The 25,165-nt window shown below is 62.0% G+C and carries 20 protein-coding genes and 2 pseudogenes; 14 read left to right on the top strand and 8 right to left on the bottom strand.

Features of this window, described 5'->3' with window-relative positions:
• The first annotated feature begins 339 nt into the window (after window positions 1-339).
• The gene (locus FJQ55_RS13975; RefSeq protein ID WP_140828768.1) at window positions 340-1,080 is read left to right on the top strand and encodes a helix-turn-helix transcriptional regulator; all 741 of its coding nucleotides are present in this window, start codon (window positions 340-342) and stop codon (window positions 1,078-1,080) included.
• 73 nt (window positions 1,081-1,153) lie between these two features.
• On the opposite strand, the gene FJQ55_RS13970 is transcribed toward FJQ55_RS13975, so the two are convergent.
• Both FJQ55_RS13970 and cysQ read right to left on the bottom strand, forming a co-directional pair.
• Complete coding sequence (locus FJQ55_RS13970) at window positions 1,154-2,176, bottom strand: DUF2793 domain-containing protein (RefSeq protein ID WP_140828766.1); 1,023 nt, start codon at window positions 2,174-2,176, stop codon at window positions 1,154-1,156.
• A gap of 130 nt (window positions 2,177-2,306) precedes the next feature.
• Entirely contained in the window at window positions 2,307-3,101 is a 795-nt protein-coding gene (gene cysQ, locus FJQ55_RS13965) for a 3'(2'),5'-bisphosphate nucleotidase CysQ (protein WP_140829300.1), read from the bottom strand.
• Between the two features lie 232 nt (window positions 3,102-3,333).
• On the opposite strand from cysQ, the gene FJQ55_RS13960 reads away from it, so the two are divergent.
• The 5 genes from FJQ55_RS13960 (at window position 3,334) to FJQ55_RS13940 (ending at window position 9,588) form a co-directional block, all read left to right on the top strand.
• Window positions 3,334-4,587 (top strand): sarcosine oxidase subunit beta family protein, encoded by a 1,254-nt coding sequence (locus FJQ55_RS13960; protein WP_140828765.1) that lies wholly within the window; start codon window positions 3,334-3,336, stop codon window positions 4,585-4,587.
• 9 nt (window positions 4,588-4,596) lie between these two features.
• On the top strand, window positions 4,597-4,878 hold the full coding sequence (locus FJQ55_RS13955) for a sarcosine oxidase subunit delta (RefSeq protein ID WP_140828763.1): 282 nt from the start codon (window positions 4,597-4,599) through the stop codon (window positions 4,876-4,878).
• On the top strand, window positions 4,875-7,832 hold the full coding sequence (locus FJQ55_RS13950; protein ID WP_140828762.1) for a sarcosine oxidase subunit alpha family protein: 2,958 nt from the start codon (window positions 4,875-4,877) through the stop codon (window positions 7,830-7,832). The genes FJQ55_RS13955 and FJQ55_RS13950 overlap by 4 nt, the downstream gene beginning before the upstream one ends.
• A 10-nt stretch (window positions 7,833-7,842) precedes the next feature.
• Complete coding sequence (locus FJQ55_RS13945; RefSeq protein WP_140828761.1) at window positions 7,843-8,394, top strand: sarcosine oxidase subunit gamma; 552 nt, start codon at window positions 7,843-7,845, stop codon at window positions 8,392-8,394.
• A gap of 78 nt (window positions 8,395-8,472) precedes the next feature.
• Entirely contained in the window at window positions 8,473-9,588 is a 1,116-nt protein-coding gene (locus FJQ55_RS13940; protein ID WP_140828759.1) for a metallophosphoesterase, read from the top strand.
• Window positions 9,589-9,647: 59 nt separating this feature from the next.
• On the opposite strand, the gene FJQ55_RS13935 is transcribed toward FJQ55_RS13940, so the two are convergent.
• Window positions 9,648-10,850, bottom strand: a complete 1,203-nt coding sequence (locus FJQ55_RS13935; protein WP_140828758.1) for a multidrug effflux MFS transporter — start codon at window positions 10,848-10,850, stop codon at window positions 9,648-9,650.
• Window positions 10,851-10,970: 120 nt separating this feature from the next.
• Between FJQ55_RS13935 and FJQ55_RS13930 the strand changes: the two genes are divergently transcribed.
• Both FJQ55_RS13930 and FJQ55_RS13925 read left to right on the top strand, forming a co-directional pair.
• Entirely contained in the window at window positions 10,971-11,606 is a 636-nt protein-coding gene (locus FJQ55_RS13930) for a TetR/AcrR family transcriptional regulator (RefSeq protein WP_161596986.1), read from the top strand.
• Window positions 11,607-11,799: 193 nt separating this feature from the next.
• The gene (locus FJQ55_RS13925) at window positions 11,800-14,226 is read left to right on the top strand and encodes a GcvT family protein (RefSeq protein WP_140828754.1); all 2,427 of its coding nucleotides are present in this window, start codon (window positions 11,800-11,802) and stop codon (window positions 14,224-14,226) included.
• 44 nt (window positions 14,227-14,270) lie between these two features.
• Here the strand turns inward: FJQ55_RS13925 and FJQ55_RS13920 are convergent, their stop codons facing one another.
• Window positions 14,271-14,477 carry a hypothetical protein gene (locus FJQ55_RS13920; protein WP_140828752.1) on the bottom strand — a complete coding sequence of 69 codons (207 nt, stop codon included), beginning with the start codon at window positions 14,475-14,477 and terminating at the stop codon, window positions 14,271-14,273.
• Between the two features lie 24 nt (window positions 14,478-14,501).
• Between FJQ55_RS13920 and FJQ55_RS13915 the strand changes: the two genes are divergently transcribed.
• The 6 genes from FJQ55_RS13915 (at window position 14,502) to FJQ55_RS13890 (ending at window position 20,036) form a co-directional block, all read left to right on the top strand.
• Window positions 14,502-15,404 (top strand): branched-chain amino acid ABC transporter permease, encoded by a 903-nt coding sequence (locus FJQ55_RS13915; protein ID WP_140828750.1) that lies wholly within the window; start codon window positions 14,502-14,504, stop codon window positions 15,402-15,404.
• Window positions 15,405-15,408: 4 nt separating this feature from the next.
• Entirely contained in the window at window positions 15,409-16,803 is a 1,395-nt protein-coding gene (livM, locus tag FJQ55_RS13910) for a high-affinity branched-chain amino acid ABC transporter permease LivM (RefSeq protein ID WP_140828748.1), read from the top strand.
• Window positions 16,803-17,675 carry an ABC transporter ATP-binding protein gene (locus FJQ55_RS13905; RefSeq protein WP_140828746.1) on the top strand — a complete coding sequence of 291 codons (873 nt, stop codon included), beginning with the start codon at window positions 16,803-16,805 and terminating at the stop codon, window positions 17,673-17,675. Before livM ends, FJQ55_RS13905 begins: the two co-directional genes overlap by 1 nt.
• On the top strand, window positions 17,675-18,403 hold the full coding sequence (locus FJQ55_RS13900; protein WP_140828744.1) for an ABC transporter ATP-binding protein: 729 nt from the start codon (window positions 17,675-17,677) through the stop codon (window positions 18,401-18,403). The genes FJQ55_RS13905 and FJQ55_RS13900 overlap by 1 nt, the downstream gene beginning before the upstream one ends.
• Before the next feature lie 18 nt (window positions 18,404-18,421).
• Window positions 18,422-18,775 carry a DUF6867 family protein gene (locus tag FJQ55_RS13895; RefSeq protein ID WP_140828742.1) on the top strand — a complete coding sequence of 118 codons (354 nt, stop codon included), beginning with the start codon at window positions 18,422-18,424 and terminating at the stop codon, window positions 18,773-18,775.
• A gap of 142 nt (window positions 18,776-18,917) precedes the next feature.
• Window positions 18,918-20,036 carry a branched-chain amino acid ABC transporter substrate-binding protein gene (locus tag FJQ55_RS13890; RefSeq protein ID WP_140828740.1) on the top strand — a complete coding sequence of 373 codons (1,119 nt, stop codon included), beginning with the start codon at window positions 18,918-18,920 and terminating at the stop codon, window positions 20,034-20,036.
• 232 nt (window positions 20,037-20,268) lie between these two features.
• Here FJQ55_RS13890 and FJQ55_RS23995 read toward each other — a convergent pair.
• The 4 genes and pseudogenes from FJQ55_RS23995 to FJQ55_RS13875 all read right to left on the bottom strand — a co-directional run.
• Window positions 20,269-20,556, bottom strand: a pseudogene (locus FJQ55_RS23995) (helix-turn-helix domain-containing protein); the annotation flags it as partial.
• A 143-nt stretch (window positions 20,557-20,699) separates the two neighbouring features.
• A pseudogene (locus FJQ55_RS23990) lies at window positions 20,700-21,192 on the bottom strand (response regulator); the annotation flags it as partial.
• Window positions 21,185-24,568, bottom strand: a complete 3,384-nt coding sequence (locus FJQ55_RS13880; RefSeq protein ID WP_140828736.1) for a hybrid sensor histidine kinase/response regulator — start codon at window positions 24,566-24,568, stop codon at window positions 21,185-21,187. The pseudogene FJQ55_RS23990 and the gene FJQ55_RS13880, both read right to left, overlap by 8 nt.
• 99 nt (window positions 24,569-24,667) lie before the next feature.
• Window positions 24,668-25,126 (bottom strand): DUF5680 domain-containing protein, encoded by a 459-nt coding sequence (locus FJQ55_RS13875; RefSeq protein ID WP_140828734.1) that lies wholly within the window; start codon window positions 25,124-25,126, stop codon window positions 24,668-24,670.
• Window positions 25,127-25,165: the final 39 nt, after the last annotated feature.

Below are 25,165 nucleotides of genomic sequence, written 5' to 3'. Positions count from 1 at the left end.
CCTAAGCAGGTTGTAAGCATTTGATAATAATTTCTCTGTGCGGTTCTGGCCGAGATTCGCGGCATTTCCGCCTTACGCTGCGTAAACTTGCGGCAGTTGCATGGGTGTTATGCATGCGCGCCGGCTACTCGCTGCGAGACATTCGTGCGATGAGAGCGCCCAGGATGCCTCGGGCCATGTACGTTTCGGCGGTCGGTATCCTTTTTCTCCCCTTGCTGACGGTAATTTACCCGCAAGATCGGCGACAGGCCCGACTGATACCTGTTCCGTATCGGAACGATTCTTTGTTCAGACACAGCCAAGTCCCGACCGGACGTTCATCCGGTCGAAAGGAGTTCGATGTTTAGGCCGACTGAAGTGGCGCGTCGCCACGATCTGGGCGATCACGCCGACCTGATGCGCAGCGATGCCGATAGCTCTGGCGCTTTCGCGCGGGATCTCGTCGCGCTTGGCCGCTCTTACGGCTTCACCCACTGTCTTCTCGCGCGCTTTCCGAAGGCTGACAGCCCGGAATTTGCCGCCAATCTGCTGGTCGTTACCTGGCCGGACGAGTTGCGTCTGGCCTATGAGCAGGCAGAGGTTTTCGCTGGCAGTGCCCTGGTGCAGCGGTTGAAGCAGACGGTACTGCCCGTCTTTTCGGTGGAAAATCTGTTTTTGAGCAATGCGGCGTCCGAAGCGCGCAATCCGATCTCGGCCCTCTTCGAGCTCCATGCACCGTCAGGCCATCTCGCCTTTGGTCTGCATGACCGTCATCAGTCGCAGTATATTCTCGTTTATTCCGGACGCCCGACGAGACCCAGCCGTGACGAACTGGCGATGATGCAGCTCTCTGCCATGGAATTGCTCGACAGCGGCGCCGAAACCGTGGTGCCTCGGCCGGGGCCGAAGGAAAAGCTTTCGGCCCGCGAAATCGAATGTCTCCGCTGGTCTGCCGCCGGCAAGAGCAGCGACGAGATCGCCATCATTCTCGATATTTCGACGCATACCGTTGTCAGCTATCTGAAGAGCGCGATGCGCAAGCTCGAAGCGGTCAACCGAATGCAGGCGGTGGCGCGCGCCTGTCGTTATCGGCTGCTCTGAACCCTGTCAGCAATCGTCGTTTTGAAAGGCGCCCCATCCCGGGCGCCTTTTTTGCATGTTGCCACCCCGGTCTTCACAGCAGGTAGACGCAAAGCTCGGTGCGCCCGTAACCGAACTGGTACTGGGCCGCGTTGGCGTGGCGAAGGGTCAACGTATCGCCGCCATCGAGAAAGGCGAGGGCGGTTGTGCTTGAGGTGCCGGCACTGCCGCTGTGGCTCGCGATGTCGGCGGTGCCGTTGCGGCTGACATGGAGCGTATGGGCTGCATCGTCTGCGGTCGCGGTGAGTGCCAGCAGGTAATAGCCGGAGGCCGGGACCACCAGGCGGCGCCCGTATCCGGAGGAGAGGGTGGTGCCCAGCGCCATGTCGCCGCCGGCCAGATGCAGGGTATCGAAGCCGGTAAAGCTGCCGGCGGCGGGGGTGAAGGTCGCAGATGACAGGGCTGCGCGGGCAAGCGGCCGCTGGTCATGGTGGACATAGCCTTCCGGCGAGATTGCGATGGCCTGCCGCCAGCCCGTGGCGTCGCCGTACATCTTGAAGGAGAAGCGGTCCTCGCCGGCGAGGCCCATTTCGGTGCGGGCCTGCCAGTTGGACTGGAAGATCAGACTGGCCGTTTCGCCGGTCGCCGCCTTGTTGATGCTCATCCGGTGGCTGCCGCCGGCGTGATTGAACAGGCTGCCCGGCGACTGGACCAGCAGGCGGTTATAGGCATCGGGCGTGCCGGATATGCCAAGCCGGTCGGCATGGAGCTCGTCCGGCAGGGCCGGAACCCGCCATTCGCTGCCGTCAAAGATCATGAAGGAGCCGCTGTCCCGGAAGGCCGCCTGCCAACCGGCCTGTGGGGCGATGAAGGTCCAGACACCATCCTGACGCGCGGCCAGCATGCCGTCTCGTCCGGCAAAGGCGCCGACACCCGGGCCGCCGATCCAGTGGATCTCGCCTTCGACGGGGCTCTCCGGCGGATCGCTGCGCTCGCTGTCGATCGCCAGCTGAACGACAGCGTCCAGTCTCTGCAGGGCTTCGTTATGCGTGACGTGCTTCTGCGCCTGGGCGGGCAGGATGTAAGGCAGGTCCAGTCGGGTCGTGGTGTCGGCCATCGGTCTCTCCTCTCTGTGGCCCGGCTGCGGATTGCAGCGGCGGGCGATGGAGGAGAAGTATGCGGCCCCGTCGCGGGTGGGGGATGAAATACACGGCGGCTCTTTGATTACAAAGGGAAATTCCTGAAACTCATCCCCGCTTGTGCGGGTCTGCCCAGGCAATGAAGTTGGGATTGGCAAAGGGCGCATCGTCCTGTTCGCGCTTGCCATAGGTGAGCGGCGCCCCATTGGTCGTGGCGGTGATACCGCCTGCTGCCCGCAAAACGGCATCGCCGGCTGCGGTGTCCCATTCCATGGTGCGGCCGAAGCGCGGATAGACATCAGCATTGCCTTCCGCCAGCAGGCAGAATTTAAGCGACGAGCCTACGGCACGCCTTTCGGGAATGCTGGCCTCCTCAATGAAGGCAATGGTCGCTTCGCTGTTGTGCGAGCGGCTGATCAGAGCGCACGGAGCCGGCGGGCGCAGACGCGTGCGGATCGGTCGGCGTTCGCTGACCTCGAAACTTGCGCCGACAGCCAGACGTTCTGCCTTGCCTTCGGCGCCCAGATAGGCGGTGCCGAGAGCCGGGGCATAGACGACGCCTGCGATGGGCTCGCCGTTCTCGACGAGTGCAATATTGACGGTGAAATCGTCATGTCCGCCGATGAATTCGCGCGTGCCGTCGAGCGGATCGACAAGGATGAAACGACCAGCGGAAATGTCGGGGAGCCGTCCCGCCGCCGCTTCTTCCTCGGCCACAACCGGAATTTCGGGCAGATCCCTTGCAAGCGCTGAGAGAATGATGCGTTCTGCGGCCTCGTCTGCCTCCGTCACCGGCGTCTTGTCGCCCTTCAGGCGGACGTCGGGTCCTGCGCGGTAGATATCGAGAATGATGCCTCCAACGGAAAGCGCTGTCTGTTCAAACAGCTTCAAGATTTCCGTCATCGGCGGCATGGGGCTCTCCTGTGGCATTTCTGTTTGTTTCAGAAAACCGATCTAGAGCGAGGGGCGCGGCTTGTGAAGCCTCGATGCGTCCTTGTCCTCGTGCTGCGTCCTTCTTGCTGCACTGCGTTCAAACCTGTGTTCCATGTCTCAAACAGCATAGTTTTTGTCCTGATCGCGCTTGCTCTTTGTGACGCCTATGCGAATGTGACGCGACATTTGCAGAGGTTGTTCGATGCGTTATTCCGCCCTTTCGATCTTCCGCCAGGCGCTTTCCGGCAACCGGAACTGGGCGCCGATGTGGCGCGAGCCGCAGCCGAAACCGCATTACGATGTCATCATCGTCGGCGGTGGCGGGCACGGCCTTTCGACGGCCTATTATCTCGCAAAGGAATTCGGCATCACCAATGTCGCCGTGATCGAGAAGGGTTATCTCGGCGGCGGCAATGTCGGGCGCAACACCACGATCATCCGCTCGAACTACATGCTCGAGGGCAACGAGCCCTTCTACGAACTGTCGATGCAGTTGTGGGAAGGCCTGGAACAGGACTTCAACTACAACGCCATGGTTTCCCAACGCGGCATCGTCAATCTCTTCCATTCCGACGGCCAGCGCGACGCCTATGCGCGGCGCGGCAATGCGATGATGATGCATGGGGTGGCCGCCGAACTGCTCGACCGCGAGCAGGTGCGTCAGATGATGCCCTATCTGAATTTCGACCATGCGCGATTCCCGATCCTGGGCGGGTTGTTGCAGAAGCGCGGCGGCACGGCGCGTCATGACGCGGTTGCCTGGGGTTACGGGCGCGGTGCCGACGAGCGTGGCGTCGATCTCATCCAGCATTGCGAAGTGACCGGCATCCGCCGCGACGAGCTCGGCCAGGTGACCGGCGTCGAAACGACCAAAGGTTTCATCGGCTGCAACAAGCTGGCGCTGGCGACCGCCGGCCATACATCCGTCACCGGCAAGATGGCGGGCCTCGACCTGCCGATCGAGACGCATGTGCTGCAGGCCTTCGTGTCGGAAGGCATCAAGCCCGTGATCGACAATGTCATCACCTATGGCGCCGGACACTTCTATATCTCGCAGTCCGACAAGGGTGGTTTGGTCTTCGGGGCCGATATCGACTACTATTCGTCCTATGCCCAGCGCGGCAATCTCGCGACCGTCGAACATACGATCGAGGAGGGCGTGTCGCTGATTCCCGGTCTGTCCCGGGTTCGCGTGCTGCGCGCCTGGGGTGGCGCCATGGACATGTCGATGGACGGCTCGCCGATCATCGACCGCACGCCGATCGACAATCTCTACCTGAATTGCGGCTGGTGTTACGGCGGCTTCAAGGCAACACCGGCGTCCGGCTTCTGCTTTGCCCATCTGATTGCCAAGAACGAACCCCATCCCGTGGCCCGCCTGTTGCGCCTCGACCGCTTCGAGCGCGGTTTTGCCGTTGACGAAGGCGGCAAGGGTCCACAACCTAACCTGCATTGAGACATCGCCATGGCCAGCCTGATTACCTGTCCGCATTGCGGCGTCCGTCCCAAGGAAGAGTTCAGCATTCGCGGTGATGCAAGCCCGGTTCGCCCGGCTGCCGGCGCGCCCGACGATGCCTGGAACGCTTACGTTTTCATCCGCGACAATCCGAAGGGCCGGATCATCGAGCACTGGCATCACACTGCTGGTTGCCGGCGCTGGCTGGTGGTCGAGCGCGACAACGCATCGAGCCACGAGGTTTATAGCGTGACGGATGCGAGTACTTACGCGAAGGAGGCCGCACGATGAGTGGCTTCAGGCTGTCTTCCGGCGGGCTCGTCAACCGCGCGCGCACACTTTCCTTCACCTTCGATGGCAAGACCTATACAGGATACGAGGGCGATACGCTGGCCTCTGCGCTGATCGCCAACGACCAGCTGCTGGTCGGGCGCTCCTTCAAGTATCACCGTCCGCGCGGCATTGTGACGGCCGGTTCGGCAGAGCCGAATGCGCTGGTCACGATCGGCAAGGACGGTCGCACCGAGCCGAATACGCGGGCCACCGTTGCCGAGCTCTATCAGGGGCTGGAGGCCAATAGTCAGAACCGCTGGCCGTCGCTGAAATACGACATCGGATCGGTCAACAGCCTGTTGTCGCCGTTCTTGTCGGCCGGCTTCTACTACAAGACCTTCATGTGGCCGAAAGCCTTCTGGGAAAAGCTCTACGAGCCGATCATCCGGAAAGCCGCCGGCCTCGGCAAAACGCCGTTCCTGGCAGATCCCGATCGCTACGAAAAGGCCTGGGCGCATTGCGACCTCCTGGTGATCGGCGCTGGTCCGGCCGGCCTGATGGCAGCACGGGCCGCGGCGCGGGCGGGGCTGCGCGTCATTCTGGCGGATGAAGGATTCCGGCTTGGTGGATCGCTCCTTTCGGAACGCGTCACCGTGGGCGGGGTGCCGGCGGCCGATTATGCCGCTTCCGTCGTCGAGGAGCTGAAGAGCTTTTCGAACGTCACGCTGATGCCGCGCACCACCGTGTTCGGGTGGTATGACGACAATGTCTTTGGCGCCGTCGAAAAAGTTCAGAAGCATGTCGCCCAACCGTCCGGTGAACTGCCGGTCGAGCGCGTCTGGCGCATCGTCGCCAAGCGGGCGATCCTCGCTTCGGGCGCGGAAGAGCGGCCGCTTGTCTTCGGCGGCAACGACAAGCCGGGTGTGATGACCTCGGGTGCTATCAGGACCTATCTCAATCGCTATGGTGTCGCAGCCGGCCGGAACGTCGCCATCTTCACCAATGGCGGTGCGGGTTATCGCACGGCGGCCGATCTGGTCGCTGCCGGTGTGGGTGTCGCTGCCATCATCGACGGGCGGACACACTCGTCTGATGTCGCTCCATCAGGCGTACGGGTCATTCGCGGCGGCTCCGTCATCGACACCAAGGGGTACTACCGGATCAAGGGGCTGATTGCCGAACGCGTCGGGCATCAGGAAGAGATTGCCTGCGATGCGTTGGCGATGAGCGGCGGCTATAGCCCGATCGTGCATCTCGCCTGCCAGCGCGGCGCCAAGCCCACCTGGTCGGACGAGCATCAGGCCTTCCTGGCGCCCGATGTGGGGCAGGGGCTGCGGATTGCAGGCTCCGCTGCCGGCCATGCCTCGCTTGCCGCCGTGTTGCGCGATGGCGCTGACAAGGCCCATGAGGCGATCGGTGATCTCGGTCGTCTCGTCGGCAATGTGGACGTTCCGCAAGTCGAGGGTGAATTCGACGCGAGCTTTGCGCCGCTCTGGTATGTGCCGGGCGCCAGGTCCAAGGCCTTTGTCGACTTTCAGAACGACGTGCATGTGAAGGACCTGAGCCTTGCCCAGCGCGAGGCCATGGGGCATGTGGAGCATACCAAGCGCTACACGACCGGCGGCATGGCGACCGATCAGGGCAAGCTCGGCAACGTCGCGACGATCGGCATCATGGCCGGCATGCGTGGTGTCTCGCCGGCCGAAATCGGCACCACCACCTTCCGGCCGTTCTACACACCCGTTTCATTCGGGGCGATGGCGGGCACCTCGCGCGGTGAACATTCGCGGCCCGTGCGCACCTCGCCGCTGCATGGCTGGGCGAAGAAAAACGGCGCCGTCTTCGTCGAATCCGGCCTCTGGTATCGCTCTTCCTGGTTCCCGCGCGATGGCGAGAAGACCTGGCGCGAGGCCGTTGACCGCGAAGTCTTGAACATCCGCGCCAATGCCGGCATCTGCGATGTCTCGACGCTCGGCAAGATCGAGATCTTCGGCAAGGATGCTGCGGAATTTCTGAACCGCGTCTATTCCAACGCCTTCCTCAAGCTGCCGGTGGGCAAGGCGCGCTACGGGCTGATGCTGCGCGAAGACGGGATGATCTACGATGACGGCACGACGAGCCGGCTGTCGGACGAGCATTTCTTCATGACAACCACGACGGCCTATGCCGGCGAGGTGATGACGCATCTGGAATTCTGCTCCCAGGTTCTCTGGCCTGATCTCGACGTGCGCTTCGTCTCCTCCTCAGATCAGTGGGCGCAGATGTCGGTCGCGGGGCCCAAGGCGCGGATCATCCTCGAACAGATCATCGAGGATGATATCTCCGACGAGGCCTTGCCCTTCCTCTCGGCCCGTGAAGTGCTGCTCAAGGGCGGCTTGAAGGCGCGTCTCTTCCGCATCTCCTTCTCCGGTGAACTCGCTTTTGAAGTGGCGGTCCCCGCCAATTACGGCGAGGCGGTTGCGGACGCGATCATGGCGGCCGGCAAGCCGCATGGCATCTGCGCTTACGGCGTCGAGGCACTCAACGTGCTGCGCATCGAGAAGGGCTTCATCACCCACAGTGAAATCGACGGTCGCACGACGCCCGACGATGTCGGCCTCGGCAAGATGTTCTCGACCCAGAAGCCCGACTTCATCGGCAAGCGGTTGTCGAGCCGCTTCGGCCTGACCGCTGCCGACCGTCCGCAACTCGTCGGCCTGAAGCCTGTCGATCGGGACAAGGAGTTCAAGGCGGGCGCGCATCTTCTGAAGGAAAATATCAAGCCGTCGACGCTCAACGACCAGGGTTGGGTGTCCTCCGTCTGCCATTCGCCGACGCTCGGGCATACTATCGGGCTTGCCTTCCTCAAATCCGGGCGCGAGCGGCTGGGCGAGAAGATCGTCGTCTGGGACGGCTTGCGCGGTTCGGAAGTTCTGGCGGAAGTCGTCAGCCCCGTCTTCTACGACCCCGACAACAAGAAACTGAACCTGTGAGGATCCTGCCATGCCGGTGACCTATGCCGCCCGTCACGTGCTCGAGGACCACATTTCCGGTTTCGAGGCGACGCCGAACCCTCATCATCTCGCCATCCTCCGGGCCGTCTCCGTGTTTTCCGTGCTCGCCCATTCCGGCCATGAGGCCGACATCGACGAGGCGCTGACCAATCTCGAAGACGTGCATGTCCGTTTCTGCGGACCGGGCGAATGGCTCGTCGTCAGTGAGACCGTTGCCGCTGATACGATCGCGCGGCAGCTGTCGGACCTCGGCAGCCCCCGCGCCGCCTTCGTCGACCAGAGCGACGGGCGCGTGGTGCTGCGCATCCATGGGCCGAAGGTCCGGTCGATCCTTGCCAAATGCACGGCGGTCGACCTGCATGCCGATATCTTTGACATCGGCCAGTCGAGCAATTGCCAGATCTGCCATGTCGCGGCGAACCTCGCCCGCACGGGGCAGGATGCGTTCGAGATTGTGGTCATGCGCAGCTTTGCGGGTTTCCTGTTCGACGAGGTGCGCGAGATGGGACGTGAGTTTGCGCTGACGGCGGGGTTTGCGTGAAGGACTGACCCTCCCTATGTTCGGGTGAACTGCCTGCGCAGTTTCTGCGTTTCAGGCAAAAAGGATCCCGCGCCCCACATGTTTCACCTGATGTTTTCCCTGCCATGGCTGATCGTGGTCTCCCGCTTCATCGTGCCGTTGCCGTGGCCGTGGTGGGTGGAAGTCGCGCTCGCCGTCCTCCTGCTGTTTGCCTCGCAATATCACCTGTTCAGCCGCTTTACCTCCGGATCGATCTTTGCGCCTGAATTTCCGCGGCCGCTGGTGATCGCCTTCAACCTGTTTTTCGGAGCGATCGTGCTGCTGGCGGCCATGCAGGTGCTCCTCGATCTGATCTGCATCCTGATCTTTGCCGTCACCTGGTCGTTTCCGGTCGTGCCGCCGGAGGTGCGATACGCGATGGGCATTGCCGCGCTGTTGATGGCGAGTTTCGGTATCAGCCAAGCGATCCGCGTGCCCAAAGTGAAGCGGATCGAGGTTCAGATCCCCGGCCTTGCGCCTGATCTCGACGGCTACCGGATGGTGCAGCTGACCGATATGCATATCAGCCGGCTGTTTACCGGCCGGTGGGCAAGCGCCGTGGTCGAGAAGACCAATGCGCTGGACGCCGATCTGATCGTCATCACCGGCGACCTGATCGACGGCAGTCTTGATATCCGCCGCGAGGACATTGCGCCGCTTGCAGCTCTGAAGGCGCGGCATGGCGTGCTGACGGTGCCCGGCAATCACGAGTATTTCTTCGATGTCGATCGCTGGCTCGGCCACTTCCCGTCGCTCAACATGCGCATCCTGGCCAATGAGCATCACGTCATCGAGCGCGGCGAGGGCAGGCTCGTCATCGCCGGTGTGACGGATCTTTCGGCGCGGTTTACCGGCGCTGTCGAGCCGGATCTTCGACGGGCGCTGCGTGGCGCGCCTCAGGATGCCCCCGTCATCCTCCTCGACCACCAGCCGCGCATGGCGGAACGGGCCGCAAAGCACGGCATTGCCCTGCAACTCTCCGGCCACACCCATGGCGGCATGGTGCGCGGCCTCGACCGGATCGTTGCCCGGGCGAACAATGGTTACGTCTCCGGCTTCTACCGGGTCGGGGAGATGCAGCTCTACGTCAACAACGGCACGGGGCTGTGGCCGGGCTTTGCGCTGAGGCTCGGCGTGCCGGCGGAACTGACCGAGTTTACGCTCAGGCGCGGTTAACGGGGGTCGCCAAGGTGCACCCAGTGCGGCCCGACCGGCAACCGGTGCGTGGCGATCGCTCAGACGGCGACCTCGTGCGGGACACGGGACCCGCCGAAGGTGAAAACGGCGACGAGCGCGGTCGCCACCGCACAGGCCGTCATCACGGCGATCAGCGGCAGGGCCGTGCCATCGTCGAGGATCCCGATCGCAAAGCTGCCGAGGGCGCCGGCGCCGAAGCCGAGTGCTCCCATCAGGGCGGCCGCCGTGCCGGAAATGGCCCCATGCGCTTCCATGGCGAGGATATTGCAGGTCGGCATGATCCCGCCGACGGCCATGACCATGACGAAGAGCAGGATGCAGACGGGAATGAGGCCGGCCAGGCCGGACAACTGCAGGCCGAGCAGCAGCAGACCGGCGCCGGCATAGGCGGTCGCGTTGAGCTTGACCACGCCGCGCACACCGATGCGCTCGGCAATCCGGGGCGCCAGCTGCGCGCCGAGGCCAATCCCGATGGCATTGAGACTGAAGACGATCGCATAGGCCATCGGCGAAAGCCCGTAGACATTGATCAGGACGAAGGACGAACCGGCGATATAGGCAAAGAAGCCGCCTTGAGCGAGGGCGAGCGCTCCGGCATAGGGGATGAAACTGCGGGTGAAGAGGAGGCGTGCGTACCAGTGCAGCGCGGTGCTCGGGCGGCTTTTCGCGCGCAGTTCCGCCATCCGGGTCTCCGGCAGCAGGGTCGCGGCGATGACCGCAACGACGACGCCCATGGCTCCGAGAAGAGCGAAGATCAGACGCCAGTCGCCGATCTGCAGGACGAAACTGCCGAGCAGGGGCGCGAGGACCGGAGCGATGCCGAGGACCAGGACAACGCGCGACATGAGCCTGGCTGCGGCATGGCCGGTATGGACGTCGCGAATGGTGGCCGTCGCGATGACCATGCCGATCGATCCGCCGATGCCCTGGAGAAAACGGAAGATCAGCAGATGCGGCGCGCTCGTCGAGAAGACGCAGCCGGCAGAGGCGAGAATGAAGATGACGAGCGCCAGATAGATCATCGGCTTGCGGCCGGTCTTGTCGGAGACGGGGCCATAGAACAGCTGGCCCAGCGTGAAGCCGGCGAAATAGGTCATCATGCTCAGCTGAATGCTCGCATCCGTCGCCGACAGGTCTTCGGCCATCTGCGGCATGGCAGCGACATACATGTCGGTTGCGAAGGGGCCGAGCGCACAAATGGCGCCCAGAGCGATCGCGAGTGCGGTGTTCTTGTGCTGCATGACGGCTGTCTCTTCAGGGGCAGGGATTGAAACACGGTGATGGAAACGATATCGTTTCCTTATGCGAAGTGGAAACGGAATCGTTTCTTATTGTCAACGGAAATCTTGGGTGGACTGCGCATGGCAATGGCTTCAGCAATGGTGCGTCGAGCGCAAAGTCTCTCCGACGAAGACCGTAAGCTTTTGATATTACAGGCTGCGGAAACGGTCTTCGAGACTGCGGGCTACGGCGATGCAACCATGGAAGAGGTGGCCCGCGTCTGCGGCATGGCTAAGAAGACGGTATACAAATTCTTTCCGGACAAGGCGTCGTTGTTCGGGGCGCTTGTGGAAAGCCACGATGTCGCGGTCATCGACAGCGGGCCGGGGGCGGGCGGAGAGGACCCCGACGAGCGTCTGGCCCGATTGCTGCAGGACGTCGCCGGCGCCATCCTGTCACCGCGCCAGATCACGCTCACCCGGCTGGTGATCGCGGAGTCGGTCAAGTATCCGGAACTGGCACAGCGTTTCTATCGGGACTGCGTGGAAAAGACGATGAGCCATCTGGCACGGGCGCTCGCCAACGACCAATCGCTGCGGCTGCCGCCGGGCCTTGACAGCCGGGCCGCCGCCGACCTGCTCGTCTCGACGCTGCTCGGCTCGATCCACCTCAGGGCGCTGATGCTGAACCTGCCGACAGAGACGCTGGAAAAGGAACTGCGCGGGCGGGTGCCGCTGGTGATGGACCTGATCTGCCGCACCGTCTTGCGGCGTTGACCAAACGGCCGAACGGACTCGATCGACGCGCCGATGCATGGCGCGGACGGGCCAAAAATTACGATGGAAGCGACATTTCGCTTCGCAGAACGGACTTTTGGCCCTTCCGGATTCTTATTAGGCTGATGGCAGTGTGCCGCGCCATGCTGGCGGCGCGGCCGGTCCTTTACGCGCCTGAAACCGGAGAATTTCCATGAAGAGCCATACACGTGTCGTCGTCATCGGCGGGGGTGTCGTCGGGTGTTCCGTCCTCTACCACCTGACCAAGTTCGGCTGGACCGACGTGGTGCTGCTGGAGCGCTCCGAGCTCACCTCCGGCTCGACCTGGCATGCGGCGGGCGGCATGCACACGATCAATGGCGATCCGAACGTCGCCAAGCTGCAAAAATACACGGTCGAGCTCTACAAGGAGATCGAGGAATATTCCGGCCAGGACATCGGCCTGCACATGACATCGGGCCTGATGCTCGCGGCCACCAAGGAGCGCTTCGACTGGATGAAGTCGCTGCTGGCCAAGGGCAAATATGCCGGCGGCGAGGCGACGCTGATTTCGGCGCAGGAAGCGCACGAGATGATGCCGCTCCTCGACCCCAAGCAGTTCGTCGGTGCTGTCTTCGACCCACACGAGGGCCACCTCGACCCCTATGGCACCACCCATGCCTATGCGAAGTCGGCCAAGAAGAACGGCGCGGAAATCTATCTGCATACCAAGGTCGAGGATCTGGTGCAGCTCGAAGACGGCACCTGGCGCGTCATCACCGACAAGGGTGAAATCCGCGCCGAGCATGTGGTGAACGCCGCCGGTCTCTGGGCGCGCGAAGTCGGCCGCATGGTCGGGCTCGAACTGCCCGTGCTCGCCATGGAGCACATGTATCTGATCACCGAGGATATGCCCGAGGTCATCGAGTTCAACAAGACGACCGGCAAGGAGCTGATGCATTGCGTCGACTTCGACGGCGAGATCTATATCCGCCAGGAGCGCAACGGCATGCTGATGGGCACCTATGAAAAGGACTGCCGTCCCTGGTCGCCGATCGAGACGCCCTGGACCTTCGGCCATGAACTGCTGGCCGAAGATCTCGAGCGCATCACGGGCGAGCTGGAAGTCGGCTTCCGCCATTTCCCGGCCTTCAACAATGCCGGCATCAAGAAGATCATCAACGGCCCCTTCACCTTTTCGCCGGACGGCAATCCGCTCGTCGGTCCGGTGCGCGGCATGACTAATTTCTGGTCGGCCTGCGCGGTCATGGCGGGCTTCTCCCAGGGCGGCGGCGTGGGCTTGGCGCTCGCGCAGTGGATCATTAACGGCGATCCTGGCTTCGATGTCTTCGCCATGGATGTCTGCCGCTACGGCGACTACGCGACGCTCGCCTATACCAATGCCAAGGTGCGGGAAAACTATTCCCGTCGCTTCTCGATCCGTTATCCGAACGAAGAGCTTCCGGGCGCCCGTCCGCTGCTGACCACGCCGATCTACGACAAGCTGAAGAGTGCCGGTGCCGTCTTCGGCGCGTCCTATGGTCTGGAAACGCCGCTGTGGTTTGCGCCAGAAGGCGTCGAGGACAAGTTCTCCTGGCGCCGCTCGACCGATTTCGAGGCGGTGGGCCGCGAGGCCAAGGCCGTGCGCGACAGCGTCGGCCTGATGGAGACCTCGGGCTTTGCCAAATACATGGTAAGCGGGGAGGGGGCAAAGGACTGGCTCGACCACATTCTGGCCGGCAAGATCCCGGAGGTCGGCCGCATGGCGCTGGCGCCGATGCTCAATGAGGCCGGTAAACTGATCGGCGACTTCACCGTCGCCAACATGGACGACGAGGATTTCCTCGTCATCGGCTCCGGCATCGCCGAGGACTATCACATGCGCTGGTTCGAGAGCCATCTGCCCGATGACGGTTCTGTCGATGTCGAGCCGCTCAATCTCGGTCTGCTGGGCCTGTCGATCGCAGGGCCCAAGGCGCGCGACGTGCTGGCCAAGCTCACCCATCTGGACGTCTCCGACGAAGCCATGCCCTTCATGGCGATCCGCGAAATGGATCTCGGCATGGCGCCAGCGATCGTCGGACGCGTCAGCTATACCGGTGACCTCGGCTACGAGATCTGGATGCGGCCGGAATATCAGCGCTATCTGTTCGACGCACTGATGGAGGCCGGTGCCGAATTCGGCATCTCGCTGTTCGGGCTTCGGGCGCTCAATGCGCTGCGTCTCGAAAAGGCCTTCGGCAGCTGGTCGCGGGAATACCGTCCGCTTTACGGTCCTTATGAGGCCGGGCTCGGTCGTTTCGTCGCCCTGAAGAAGCCGGCGGACTTCATCGGCAAGAAGGCGGCGATGGAAGAGAAGCTGTCGGGTGGGGCGCTCCGACTGAAGACCTTCATCGTCGATGCGAAGGACGCCGATGTCATCGGCGACGAGCCGATTTCTTATCAGGGCGAGGTCTGCGGATGGGTCACCTCGGGTGGCTATGCGCATGCCAGCGGTGTCTCGGTTGCGCTCGGATACGTGCCGAAGGAAATCGCCGACGAGGTCGAGGGCTGGAGCGTGGAAATTCTTGGGGACATCCTGCCCGCCCGCCTGCAGCCGCAGCCGCTTTTTGACGCAAATGGGTCGCGAATGAGAAACTGAACCGTTTTTGACAAAAATGGGCTTGCATTAGCCCTCGTTCACGCTCAGCAGGTCGCCTCCGGTGACCTGCTGATTTCATAGACTTTTTCTGCCGCTTTTTTGTGTTCGCTGATCGGAGCGGTGCCAAACTGTTGGTTAACAGTAACATTTTGTCCACCTTTTGCCTTTTTGGCTTCACATTTTCCGACAAAACGATATGGAATCCCCCTCATACCCATGGCTGCATGGGACAACAAAATGAGACGCAACACTCAGGCGCGTCCGGGGGATAATATATGGAGTACTTCATCCAGCAGCTCATCAACGGGCTGACTCTTGGATCCATCTATGGCCTCGTGGCTATCGGCTATACGATGGTTTACGGCATCATCGGCATGATCAACTTCGCCCATGGCGACATCTTCATGCTTGGCGGCTTCGCCGCCCTGATCGTCTTCCTCATCCTGACCACCTTCTTCGCCGGCATTCCGGTTGCGCTTGCGCTGCTGATCATGCTGGTCGTGTCCATGCTGATGACGGGACTGTGGAACTGGACGATCGAGCGGGTGGCCTATCGTCCGCTGCGCGGCTCGTTCCGCCTCGCGCCGCTGATTACCGCGATCGGCATGTCGATCGTGCTGTCCAACTTCATCCAGATCTCGCAGGGTCCGCGCAACAAGCCGATCCCGCCGCTGGTCAGCGACGTCGTGCACATCGGCAATGTGACGATCGCCCTGAAGCAGGTTATCATCGTCGTCATCACGGCCGTGCTGCTCGCGGCCTTCTGGTACATCGTCAACAAGACGCCGCTTGGACGCGCCCAGCGCGCGACCGAACAGGACCGCAAGATGGCGGCGCTGCTCGGCGTCGACGTCGACCGCACGATCTCCGTCACCTTCGTGATGGGTGCGGCTCTCGCGGCCGTCGCCGGCACGATGTATCTGATGTATTACGGCGTGGCCTCGTTCAACGACGGCTTCATTCCCGGCGTCAAGGCTTTCACGGCCGCGGTACTGGGCGGTATCGGCTCGCTGCCGGGCGCCGTTCTGGGTGGCTTGCTGATCGGCCTGATCGAGTCGCTGTGGTCCGCTTACTTCAGCATCGCCTACAAGGACGTCGCGACGTTCGGCATCCTGGCATTCGTGCTGATCTTCAAGCCGACCGGCATCCTCGGTCGACCGGAAGTCGAGAAGGTTTGATCCGATGACAACATCTGCACATGCAAACGGTGCCGCTTCGTCCGGCACGATGGCGCGCGCGTTGAAGGAAGGCCTGTTCGCCGGCATTCTCGCGCTCGGCCTCTTCATCCTGTATATCGGGATCAAGACCGACCAGAACATGGCCAACGAGCTGATCTGGTACACGCGCCCCGGCCTCCTGGCCGTCTTCGTCGGCATTGCCGCCGTCGGTCGCTTCGCGCTCGTCGCATTCGTCTATCCCTGGCTCGCCGAGCGCAAGGAAAAGAAGTCTGCGTCGATGCCGGTGCACGACATCGACGCGAGCCCAAGCTTCTTCAAGACGCATTTCCTGAAGATCGCGCTCGTGGCGCTCATTCTCTATCCGCCGGTCATCGTCTACCTTTCCGGCACGCAGGGTGCACTGAAATATGTCGACAACTTCGGCATTCAGATCCTGATCTACGTCATGCTGGCATGGGGGCTTAACATCGTCGTCGGCCTCGCGGGCCTGCTCGATCTCGGTTACGTCGCCTTCTATGCGGTCGGCGCCTATTCCTATGCGCTGCTTGCCCAGAATTTCGGCCTGTCCTTCTGGCTGCTGTTGCCGCTGGCTGGCATTCTCGCCGCCTTCTGGGGCATCATCCTCGGCTTCCCCGTGCTGCGGCTAAAGGGCGACTACCTCGCCATCGTGACGCTGGCCTTCGGTGAAATCATCCGACTGGTGCTGATCAACTGGCAGGAGGTCACCAAGGGCACCTTCGGCATCTCCAGCATTCCGAAGGCGACGCTGTTCGGCATTCCCTTCGATGCGTCTGCCGGCGGGTTTGCCAAGACCTTCGGCCTGCCGATGTCGTCTGCTTACTACAAGATCTACCTCTTCTACGTGATCCTGGCTCTTTGCTGCCTGACCGCCTATGTGACGATCAGACTGCGGCGCATGCCGATCGGTCGCGCCTGGGAAGCGCTGCGTGAGGACGAAATTGCCTGCCGCTCGCTCGGCATCAACACGGTCACGACCAAGCTCACCGCTTTTGCGATCGGTGCAATGTTCGGCGGTTTTGCCGGCTCCTTCTTCGCTGCTCGCCAGGGCTTCGTCTCGCCGGAAAGCTTCGTCTTCCTCGAATCCGCCGTCATCCTCGCCATCGTCGTCCTCGGCGGCATGGGTTCGCTGACGGGTATCGCGGTCGCTGCCATCGTCATGGTCGGCGGCACGGAAGCGCTGCGCGAAATGGAGTTCCTCAAGCACATCTTCGGTGAAGACTTCACGCCGGAACTCTACCGCATGCTGCTCTTCGGTCTGGCCATGGTCGTGGTCATGCTGTTCAAGCCGCGCGGCTTCGTCGGCAGCAGAGAGCCGACGGCCTTCCTTAAGGAGCGCAAGGCCGTCTCCGGCAGCTTCACCAAGGAGGGTCACGGCTGATGACCTCCGGGAACACGACAATGAGCAACGATACCATCCTGAAAGTCGAGCATCTGTCGATGCGCTTCGGTGGTCTGATGGCCATCAACGACTTCTCGTTCGAAGCCAAGCGCGGTGAGATCACCGCGCTGATCGGACCGAACGGCGCCGGCAAGACCACTGTCTTCAACTGCATCACCGGCTTTTATCGGCCGACGATGGGCATGATTACGCTGACCCAGAAGTCAGGCGAGCAGTTTCTGCTGGAGCGCTTGCCCGATTTCGAAATCCCGAAAAAGGCAAAGGTCGCGCGTACCTTCCAGAACATTCGGCTGTTTTCGGGCCTGACGGTTCTCGAAAACCTGCTGGTAGCCCAGCACAATGCGCTGATGAAGGCGTCGGGCTACACGGTGCTCGGTCTGCTCGGCCTGCCGGCCTACAAGAAGGCTGCAGGCGAGGCGATCGAGAAAGCCCGCTACTGGCTGGAGAAGGCCGATCTCATCGACCGTGCCGACGACCCCGCCGGGGACCTGCCTTACGGCGCTCAGCGTCGTCTGGAAATCTGCCGGGCCATGTGCACCGGTCCGGAGCTGCTCTGCCTGGACGAGCCGGCCGCCGGTCTCAACCCGAAGGAATCGCTGGCGCTGAACACGCTGCTCAGGAGCATCCGCGACGAAGGTACCTCGCTGCTTCTCATCGAGCACGACATGTCCGTGGTCATGCAGATTTCTGACCACGTCGTGGTTCTGGAATACGGCCAGAAGATTTCCGACGGCACGCCTGATCATGTGAAGAACGACCCGAAGGTCATCGCGGCCTATCTGGGTGTCGAGGATGAAGAATTGGACGAAGTGATCCACGAAGTCGAAGCGATTGCCGGAGGAGAAGCCTGATGTCCTCTGAACCGCTTCTCAAGGTCTCCGCTGTCGAGACCTACTACGGCAATATCCGTGCGCTGGCTGGCGTCAACGTCGAGGTGCACAAGGGCGAAATCGTCTCGCTGATCGGCGCCAACGGTGCCGGCAAGTCCACCCTGATGATGACCATCTGCGGCAGCCCGCAGGCGCGGGCCGGCCAGGTGATTTTCGACGGCGAGGACATTACCAAGCTGCCGACGCACATGATTGCGCGCCGCCGCATCGCCCAGTCGCCGGAAGGGCGCCGTATCTTCCCGCGCATGACCGTCATGGAAAACCTGCAGATGGGTGCGGGCCTCGACAACATGAAGTTCTTTGCCGAGGACGTGGAGAAGGTCTTCACCATGTTCCCGCGGCTCAAGGAACGTCAGGCGCAGCGCGGTGGCACGTTGTCCGGCGGCGAACAGCAGATGCTGTCCATTGGCCGCGCGCTGATGTCGCGTCCGAAGCTGCTCCTGCTCGACGAGCCGTCGCTCGGCCTCGCACCGCTGATCGTCAAGGGTATCTTCGAGCAGATCAAGCGGCTCAACAAGGAAGAGGGGCTCACCGTCTTCCTCGTCGAGCAGAACGCCTTTGCGGCGCTGAAGCTCTCCGACCGGGCCTATGTCATGGTGAACGGCAATGTCACCATGAGCGGCACGGGCAAGGAACTGCTCGCCGATCCGTCGGTCCGGGCGGCCTATCTCGAAGGCGGCCATCATTGAGCGTGCGGAGGATTTGACATGCAAGGACTGTTTTTCGAAAGCGACACCACCGTACGCATGGTGCTGAGGTTTCTGGTGCTGCTCCTGGGTTTCTGGACCGCATGGCGCTCCGGCAGGGCGGCCGCCGAGAACTGGCAGGGCTACGGCACCGTCTTCGTCTATGCGCTCGGCCTCGGCTTTGCGATGCGATTTCTGCACTTCTCGCTGTTCGGCGGGCCGTTCATAAGCCCGTTCTTCTACATCATCGACGTGGTGCTTCTTCTCGTCTGGGCACTGGTTGGTTTCCAGGCGCGCAGGGCCACTCAGATGGTCGACAACTACTACTGGCTCTATGAGAGAACATCGTATCTTTCGTGGAAGAAGAAAGATTGACAAGGTGTTGTTTTCTGTCACAGATTGGCGATAGAGAGCCTCGGCTTGAAATAATGAGTGGAACAGTTTTCCGGCGCAGTGAGAGCGGGTGTTGCGCACGGTTTCTAAACCCAAACCCGCATAAAAAACTGGGAGTAACAGTATGAAGAAGTCTCTCCTCTCGGCGGTTGCGCTGTCGGCCATGGTTGCCTTCAGCGGCAACGCCTGGGCTGACATCCTCGTCGGCGTTGCCGGTCCGCTGACCGGCCCGAACGCTGCCTTCGGTGCACAGCTCCAGAAGGGCGCCGAACAGGCTGCCGCCGATATCAATGCCGCTGGCGGAATCAACGGCGAGCAGATCAAGATCGTGCTCGGCGATGACGTGTCGGACGCCAAGCAGGGCGTTTCGGTTGCCAACAAGTTCGTTGCTGACGGCGTGAAATTCGTCGTTGGTCACTTCAACTCGGGCGTTTCGATCCCGGCTTCTGAAGTCTATGCTGAAAACGGCATCCTGCAGATCACGCCTGCTTCGACCAACCCGCAGTTCACCGAGCGCGGCCTGTGGAACACCTTCCGCACCTGCGGCCGTGACGACCAGCAGGGCGCTGTTGCCGGTAAGTACATCGCCGACAACTTCAAGGACGCCAAGGTCGCTGTCGTTCACGACAAGACGCCTTACGGTCAGGGCCTCGCTGACGAGACCAAGAAGGCGATGAACGAGCTCGGCATCACCGAAGTGATCTACGAAGGCATCACGCCAGGTGAAAAGGACTACTCGGCTCTGATCGCCAAGATGAAGGAAGCCGGCGTTTCCGTCGTCTACTTCGGCGGTCTGCACACCGAAGCTGGTCTCATCCTGCGCCAGATGGCTTCGCAGGGCCTGACCGCAACCATGATGTCCGGCGACGGCATCACCTCGAACGAGCTTGCCTCGATCGCCGGTGACGCAGTCAACGGCACGCTGATGACCTTCCCGCCGGATCCGCGCCAGAACCCGAACGCTGCTGACGCCGTCAAGAAGTTCCGCGACGCCGGCTTCGAACCGGAAGCCTACACGCTGTACTCCTACGCTGCTCTGCAGGTCATCGCAGAAGCCGCCAAGGCTGCCGCTACCAATGACTCGGAAGCTGTTGCGACCGCGCTCAAGGAAAAGGGCCCGTACACGACCGTTATCGGCGAACTCGGCTTCGACGCGAAGGGCGACATCACCCGTCCGGACTATGTCATGTACACCTGGAAGAAGGGCGAGGACGGCAAGTACTCGTACTTCCAGAACAAGTAATCGATCCGCATCGCGGTTTGATGGAAACCCGGCCTTGTGCCGGGTTTTCTGCGTTTGGAGGGTGGAAGTAGCGAATAGCGAATAGGTTGGAGGGTGTGGGCCAGTCCTCTGGCCGGCCGGTCCCATACGAAAATTAGGGTCCATTGGAGCGTTGAAGATGGATTGACCCGTCGACCGCGGGAAATTGCGCTATTCGCTATTCGCTATTCGCTATTCGCCCCTACCGGCCCGCTCACCCCTCCCGCAAAACATGCGCCGCCTTCACCGCCGCGGAAGCTCGGTTCTCGACACCGAGTTTTGCGTAGATCTGTTCCAGGTGCTTGTTCACGGTGCGCGAGGACAAGCCCAGGATCTCGCCGATGTCCCGGTTGGCCTTGCCCTTGGCGATCCACAGCAGGACCTCGCTTTCGCGGTGAGTGAGACCAAAGCTGGCGCGCAGGATCTCGTCTTCGCTCTGCCGATTGGCCGAGGTGAGACGGAAGAGGTATTCATCCGTTCCGATGGTGCCGAGGAGCGAAAGCGTGAGCGGAAGACCCGATGTGCCGGGGAAGGGAAAGCTGGTATCGCCGGAGGTTTGGACACTGCTGCGCTTGTGCACGAGCCAGGCGGCTGCGGCTTTTGCGACGGCGCTGATGCCATCGGCATGGCCGGTTGTGGTCTCGATCAGCCGGTTGGCCTGAGGTGTCGTCCAGTGCACCTGACCGTCGCCCCGGATGGCCAGCAGATGGCGGCCGGCGGCATCGAGGGCGACGCGAGCGCTCTGGGCGGAGCGGGCATTCGACAGGTGCACCCGGATGCGGGCACGCAATTCGTCGATATTGATCGGCTTGGTCAGGTAATCGACGCCGCCGCTTTCGAGAGCCTTCACCACATGTTCGGTCTCTGTCAGGCCCGTCATGAAGATGACGGGCACCTGGGCGACGACGGGGTCGGCTTTCAACGCGCGACACGCCTCGAAGCCGTCCATGCCGGGCATGACCGCATCGAGCAGGATCAGATCGGGGCTGATGCGGGCGACGATCGAGAGCGCTGCATGGCCTGATGTGGCGATCAGCACCGAATAGCCAGAGGCTTCCAGCGCTTCGGTCAGAAAGCCGAGCGCGTCCGGGCTGTCGTCGACGAGGAGGACAATATCGCGCCTGATGGCCTCAGCCATGGATGACCTCCCTGTCGGTTTCAAAGGAGGTCAGGAAGCTGCGCAAGCCGGCGAGGTCAAAAGCCTGCACATGGGCGCGGGCGGTGTCGACAAAGGCTGCGTGGCCCCCTAGTCCCGCCAGTTCGGCGAGCTTGGCCTCAATGCCGCGGATATAGCCGATGTCGCAGAGGCTCAGCAACTCTTCAAGGTGCGCCGCTCCAGGCGATACAGGCTTTTGCGGGTGGAGAGCCGGCTGGAGCAGGCGGGGATCGTCGGCATAGATCCAGTCGAGACCGAGGAAGCGGGCAAGCTTGTCGCGCAGACGGGAAATGTCGACCGGCTTGGTGATCGCGTCGTCATGGCCTTCGCCACCGGGGGCAGGCGCGTCGCCGATATTCGCTGACAGCATCAGGATCGGCGCCTTCTGGCCGACATCGCGCAGCTTTTCAACCAGTTGCCAGCCGTTCATGCCGGGCATGGAGATGTCGACGAGAAAGAGGTCCGGCTTCACCCCGCCGATCAGGGTCAGGCATTCCGGACCGCCGGCTGCGGTCAAGACCACGAAGTCGAGCGGGGCGAGCACCTCGCGCATCAGTTCGCGGTGATCCTCGTTGTCATCGACGACGACGATGGTGCGGCGCGGACCGGTATAGGAGACGATCTTTCGTTCCGGCGCGGGTGCGGTGTTGGGCCGGTCGATGGCCGACAACATCAGGCGGATCTTGAAGGTTGACCCCTTATCGCGTTCGCTGACGACGGAGATCTCGCCGCCCAGCGTCTGGGTGAGCAGCTTGGTGATAGTGAGGCCGAGGCCGAGGCCCGGCTGCGGGCGAATATTGTCGGCCTCGCCGCGCTGGAAGGGTTCGTAGATGCGGGTCAGATCTTTTTCCGCAATGCCGCGGCCGGTGTCGCTGACGGTGAAGGTCGCCACCTGGCTGCGATAATCGACCGTAAAGCGGATCGTGCCCTCGTCGGTGAACTTGATGGCGTTGGACAGGAGATTGACGAGGATCTGGCGAATGCGACGCTCGTCTGTGCGGACATAAAGCGGGAGGTTGCGCGAGCGCTGATGCTCGAAGAGGATGCCCTTGGCAGCGGCCTGGGGCGCGAACATGTCGATTAGTTGGTCCAGAAAGTCCTGGATGTTCACTTCGTTCGAGAAGACCTGTAGGCGGCCAGCCTCGATCTTCGAGATGTCCAGGAGGCCATCGATCAAGCCGGAAAGATGATCCGCCGAGCGGCGTATGACCTTGATCGCGGACTGGCGTGGCACCGGGATTGTCTCGTCGCGCTCCAGGATCTGGGCATAGCCGAGCACGGCGTTGAGCGGGGTGCGGAGCTCATGCGACAGGCCAACGACATAGCGGCTCTTGGCGCGGTTGGCGGCCTCTGCCGTTTCCTTCGCGTTCTGCAAAGCGGCATCCGTCTTGCGGTGGGCGGCGATCTCCTTGAGCAACAGCGTGTTCTGACGCGAGGATTCTTCCTCGGCCACCAGCCGGCTGTCATGGGCAAGCACGTAGAACCAGGAGACGATGCCGGCGATGATGGCGAAGATGAAGAAGACCACCAACACCGTGCGGTTGACGACGTCGGTCATTTCAGGGGTCGCAACATTCACCTGATGGGCTATCAGCGCCAGGATCGAGCCGATCAGCGAGATCGAGGCGAGAGCGGTCAGGGCGTAGCGGCCGAGGCGGGTCGAGAATTTTTCCAGCAGGACCGCCGGCAGGAAGGTGCGGGCAACGGCGCCCGCCTGGGCGTTGATCTTTGCATGCGGCTTGCACATGTCGTGACAGCGGCTGTCGAGCGTGCAGCAGAGCGAGCAGATCGGTGCGGCATAGGCCGGGCACCAGGCCATGTCTTCAGGCTCGAAAGGATGTTCGCAGATCGAGCAGGTAATGCTCGTGACGTTCTTCCAGCTATGGCGGGGTTTGCGGGCGAGGTAAAACTTGCCTTCCGTGCCCCAGGCGATCAACGGGGAGATGACGAAGGCGACGAGCGTGACATAGGTCGACAGCGACGCCATCAAATCGCCGAAGGCGCCGAAATGGGCGGCCAGCGCCAGGCTTGCCGAGAGGAGCATGGTCCCGCAACCGACCGGGTTGATGTCGTAGAGATGGGCGCGCTTGAATTCGATGCCAGGCGGCGACAAACCGAGGTTCTTGTTGATGAAGAGATCGGCGGAAATGGCGCAGAGCCAGCTCATTGCGATGATAGAGAAGATACCGAGGGTTTGCTCCAACAGTCCGTAGATGCCGAGTTCCATCAGGAGGAGCGCAATCGCCACGTTGAAGACCAGCCAGACGACCCGGCCCGGATGGCTGTGGGTGAGCCGGGAGAAGAAGTTCGACCAGGCCAGCGAGCCGGCATAGGCATTCATCACGTTGATCTTCAGCTGCGAGATCACCACGAAAGCGGCCATCAACATCAGGGCAGCCGTGTCGTTCGGGATCATGTAGCCGAAGGCTGCGACATACATATGGGCCGGGTCGGCGGCTTCGCCGATTGGTACGGCGGTCGAGAGCGTCAGCACGGCGAGGAAGGAGCCGGCCAGCAGTTTCGGTACGCCGAGCACGACCCATCCTGGACCAGCCAGAAAGATTGCGATCCGGTGATGCAGCTTGCGAGCGCCTTCCGGCGGCAGGAATCGCAGGAAGTCGACCTGTTCGCCAATCTGCGGCATCAGCGCCAGGATGACGGCCGATGCTGCGCCGAATTCCAGGAGATCGAAGGGGGCGGCGTGGCCGAGGCCAGCATTGGAATGGTTGATGCCGGCAAAGGCGCGCCAGAGGTCGATCTTTTCCCAATCGAGAAAAGCGATGAAGACGAAGGGCAGCACGTTCAGCACGATCCAGAAAGGCTGGGTCAGCAGCTGGAACTTCGAGATCAGCCGGATCCCATAGGTCACCAGCGGCAGGACGACGACCGCGGAGATGATGTAGCCCAGCCACAGCGGTATGCCGAAGGCGAGCTCCAGGGCCTTCGTCATGATCGACGCCTCGATGGCGAAGAGCATGAAGGTGAAGCTGGCATAGATCAGCGAGGTGATGGTGGAACCGATATAGCCGAAACCGGCGCCACGGGTCAGCAAGTCGATATCGACGCCGTGGCGGATGGCATATTTGCTGATCGGGACGCCGACCAGCAGCATCAGGATTGCCGCCACGACGATGGCAAAGAAGGCGTTGGTCGTGCCATAGGCGATCGTGATCGTGCCGCCGATCGCCTCCAGCGCCAGGAAGGAAATCGCGCCGATCGCCGTCTGGGAGATGCGGCTGGAAGAGAATTTACGGGCGCTTTTCGCGGTGAAGCGCAGCGCATAGTCTTCCAGCGTCTGGTTGCCAACCCAGCGATTGTATTCGCGGCGGACAGGGATGATGCGTTGGCGTGCCGGCATGCCTAAATTCTAGCGCCTGATTGAAAATGACATAGGTTTAGGCATTTTCACGGGATTGGCCGGAATAGCAAGGGCAGAGACTGGGCCGTCGCTTCTGCCTCAGGGTTTTATTAGCCCTCCGTGGTAATCAAGGCGATAGGCCAGTCGTCCGCCAACCAGGATGCGTTCGATGCCTTGGAAGCTTGCGGCGTCGCCGACGGATTCGTCGACATATTCGCCCAATGGGTGCTGGAAGGTGAAGCCACCGAGGAAGCGGCCTTCCTGGTAAAGCGCGCCCAGGGCCTTCTGGATGATGTTCCCCGCGCGCTGTCCGTCAATCCCTTCAGGATCGAGTATGCGGCCGTAGTAGTTGAGCGCCCAGACGGGCTCTTCGTCCTTCCAGACGACTTCTTGCCCGATAAAATCGGTGCCGCCGAAATAGCTGTCGAGATAGCGAAAAGCGCCACGCGCGTAGTTCAGGTCATGCGCCCCGTGCCGGGATGCTCGCGGCTCCACAACCTTGCCGCCTACGTAACAGGCTGCCTTCGCCTCGACGATGAATTGCTCGAGCAGTCGCATGAAAGGTCTCACTTATGGAACAAAATGAGAACATATGCC

The sequence above is a fragment of the Rhizobium glycinendophyticum genome (genome assembly GCF_006443685.1).
GTDB lineage: Bacteria > Pseudomonadota > Alphaproteobacteria > Rhizobiales > Rhizobiaceae > Allorhizobium > Allorhizobium glycinendophyticum.
This window is presented reverse-complemented; position numbering and strand designations above follow the sequence as displayed.

Bases quoted from the DNA above. Each gene is read 5' to 3' on its own strand.
- FJQ55_RS13955 (WP_140828763.1), top strand. From the start codon at position 4,597: ATGGCCAGCCTGATTACCTGTCCGCATTGCGGCGTCCGTCCCAAGGAA.
- FJQ55_RS13940 (WP_140828759.1), top strand. From the start codon at position 8,473: ATGTTTCACCTGATGTTTTCCCTGCCATGGCTGATCGTGGTCTCCCGC.
- FJQ55_RS13900 (WP_140828744.1), top strand. From the start codon at position 17,675: ATGTCCTCTGAACCGCTTCTCAAGGTCTCCGCTGTCGAGACCTACTAC.
- livM (WP_140828748.1), top strand. From the start codon at position 15,409: ATGACAACATCTGCACATGCAAACGGTGCCGCTTCGTCCGGCACGATG.
- FJQ55_RS13970 (WP_140828766.1), bottom strand. From the start codon at position 2,176: ATGGCCGACACCACGACCCGACTGGACCTGCCTTACATCCTGCCCGCC.
- FJQ55_RS13950 (WP_140828762.1), top strand. From the start codon at position 4,875: ATGAGTGGCTTCAGGCTGTCTTCCGGCGGGCTCGTCAACCGCGCGCGC.
- FJQ55_RS13890 (WP_140828740.1), top strand. From the start codon at position 18,918: ATGAAGAAGTCTCTCCTCTCGGCGGTTGCGCTGTCGGCCATGGTTGCC.
- FJQ55_RS13975 (WP_140828768.1), top strand. From the start codon at position 340: ATGTTTAGGCCGACTGAAGTGGCGCGTCGCCACGATCTGGGCGATCAC.
- FJQ55_RS13935 (WP_140828758.1), bottom strand. From the start codon at position 10,850: ATGCAGCACAAGAACACCGCACTCGCGATCGCTCTGGGCGCCATTTGT.
- FJQ55_RS13895 (WP_140828742.1), top strand. From the start codon at position 18,422: ATGCAAGGACTGTTTTTCGAAAGCGACACCACCGTACGCATGGTGCTG.
- FJQ55_RS13945 (WP_140828761.1), top strand. From the start codon at position 7,843: ATGCCGGTGACCTATGCCGCCCGTCACGTGCTCGAGGACCACATTTCC.
- FJQ55_RS13930 (WP_161596986.1), top strand. From the start codon at position 10,971: ATGGCAATGGCTTCAGCAATGGTGCGTCGAGCGCAAAGTCTCTCCGAC.
- FJQ55_RS13960 (WP_140828765.1), top strand. From the start codon at position 3,334: ATGCGTTATTCCGCCCTTTCGATCTTCCGCCAGGCGCTTTCCGGCAAC.
- FJQ55_RS13880 (WP_140828736.1), bottom strand. From the start codon at position 24,568: ATGCCGGCACGCCAACGCATCATCCCTGTCCGCCGCGAATACAATCGC.
- cysQ (WP_140829300.1), bottom strand. From the start codon at position 3,101: ATGACGGAAATCTTGAAGCTGTTTGAACAGACAGCGCTTTCCGTTGGA.
- FJQ55_RS13915 (WP_140828750.1), top strand. From the start codon at position 14,502: ATGGAGTACTTCATCCAGCAGCTCATCAACGGGCTGACTCTTGGATCC.
- FJQ55_RS13875 (WP_140828734.1), bottom strand. From the start codon at position 25,126: ATGCGACTGCTCGAGCAATTCATCGTCGAGGCGAAGGCAGCCTGTTAC.
- FJQ55_RS13925 (WP_140828754.1), top strand. From the start codon at position 11,800: ATGAAGAGCCATACACGTGTCGTCGTCATCGGCGGGGGTGTCGTCGGG.
- FJQ55_RS13905 (WP_140828746.1), top strand. From the start codon at position 16,803: ATGACCTCCGGGAACACGACAATGAGCAACGATACCATCCTGAAAGTC.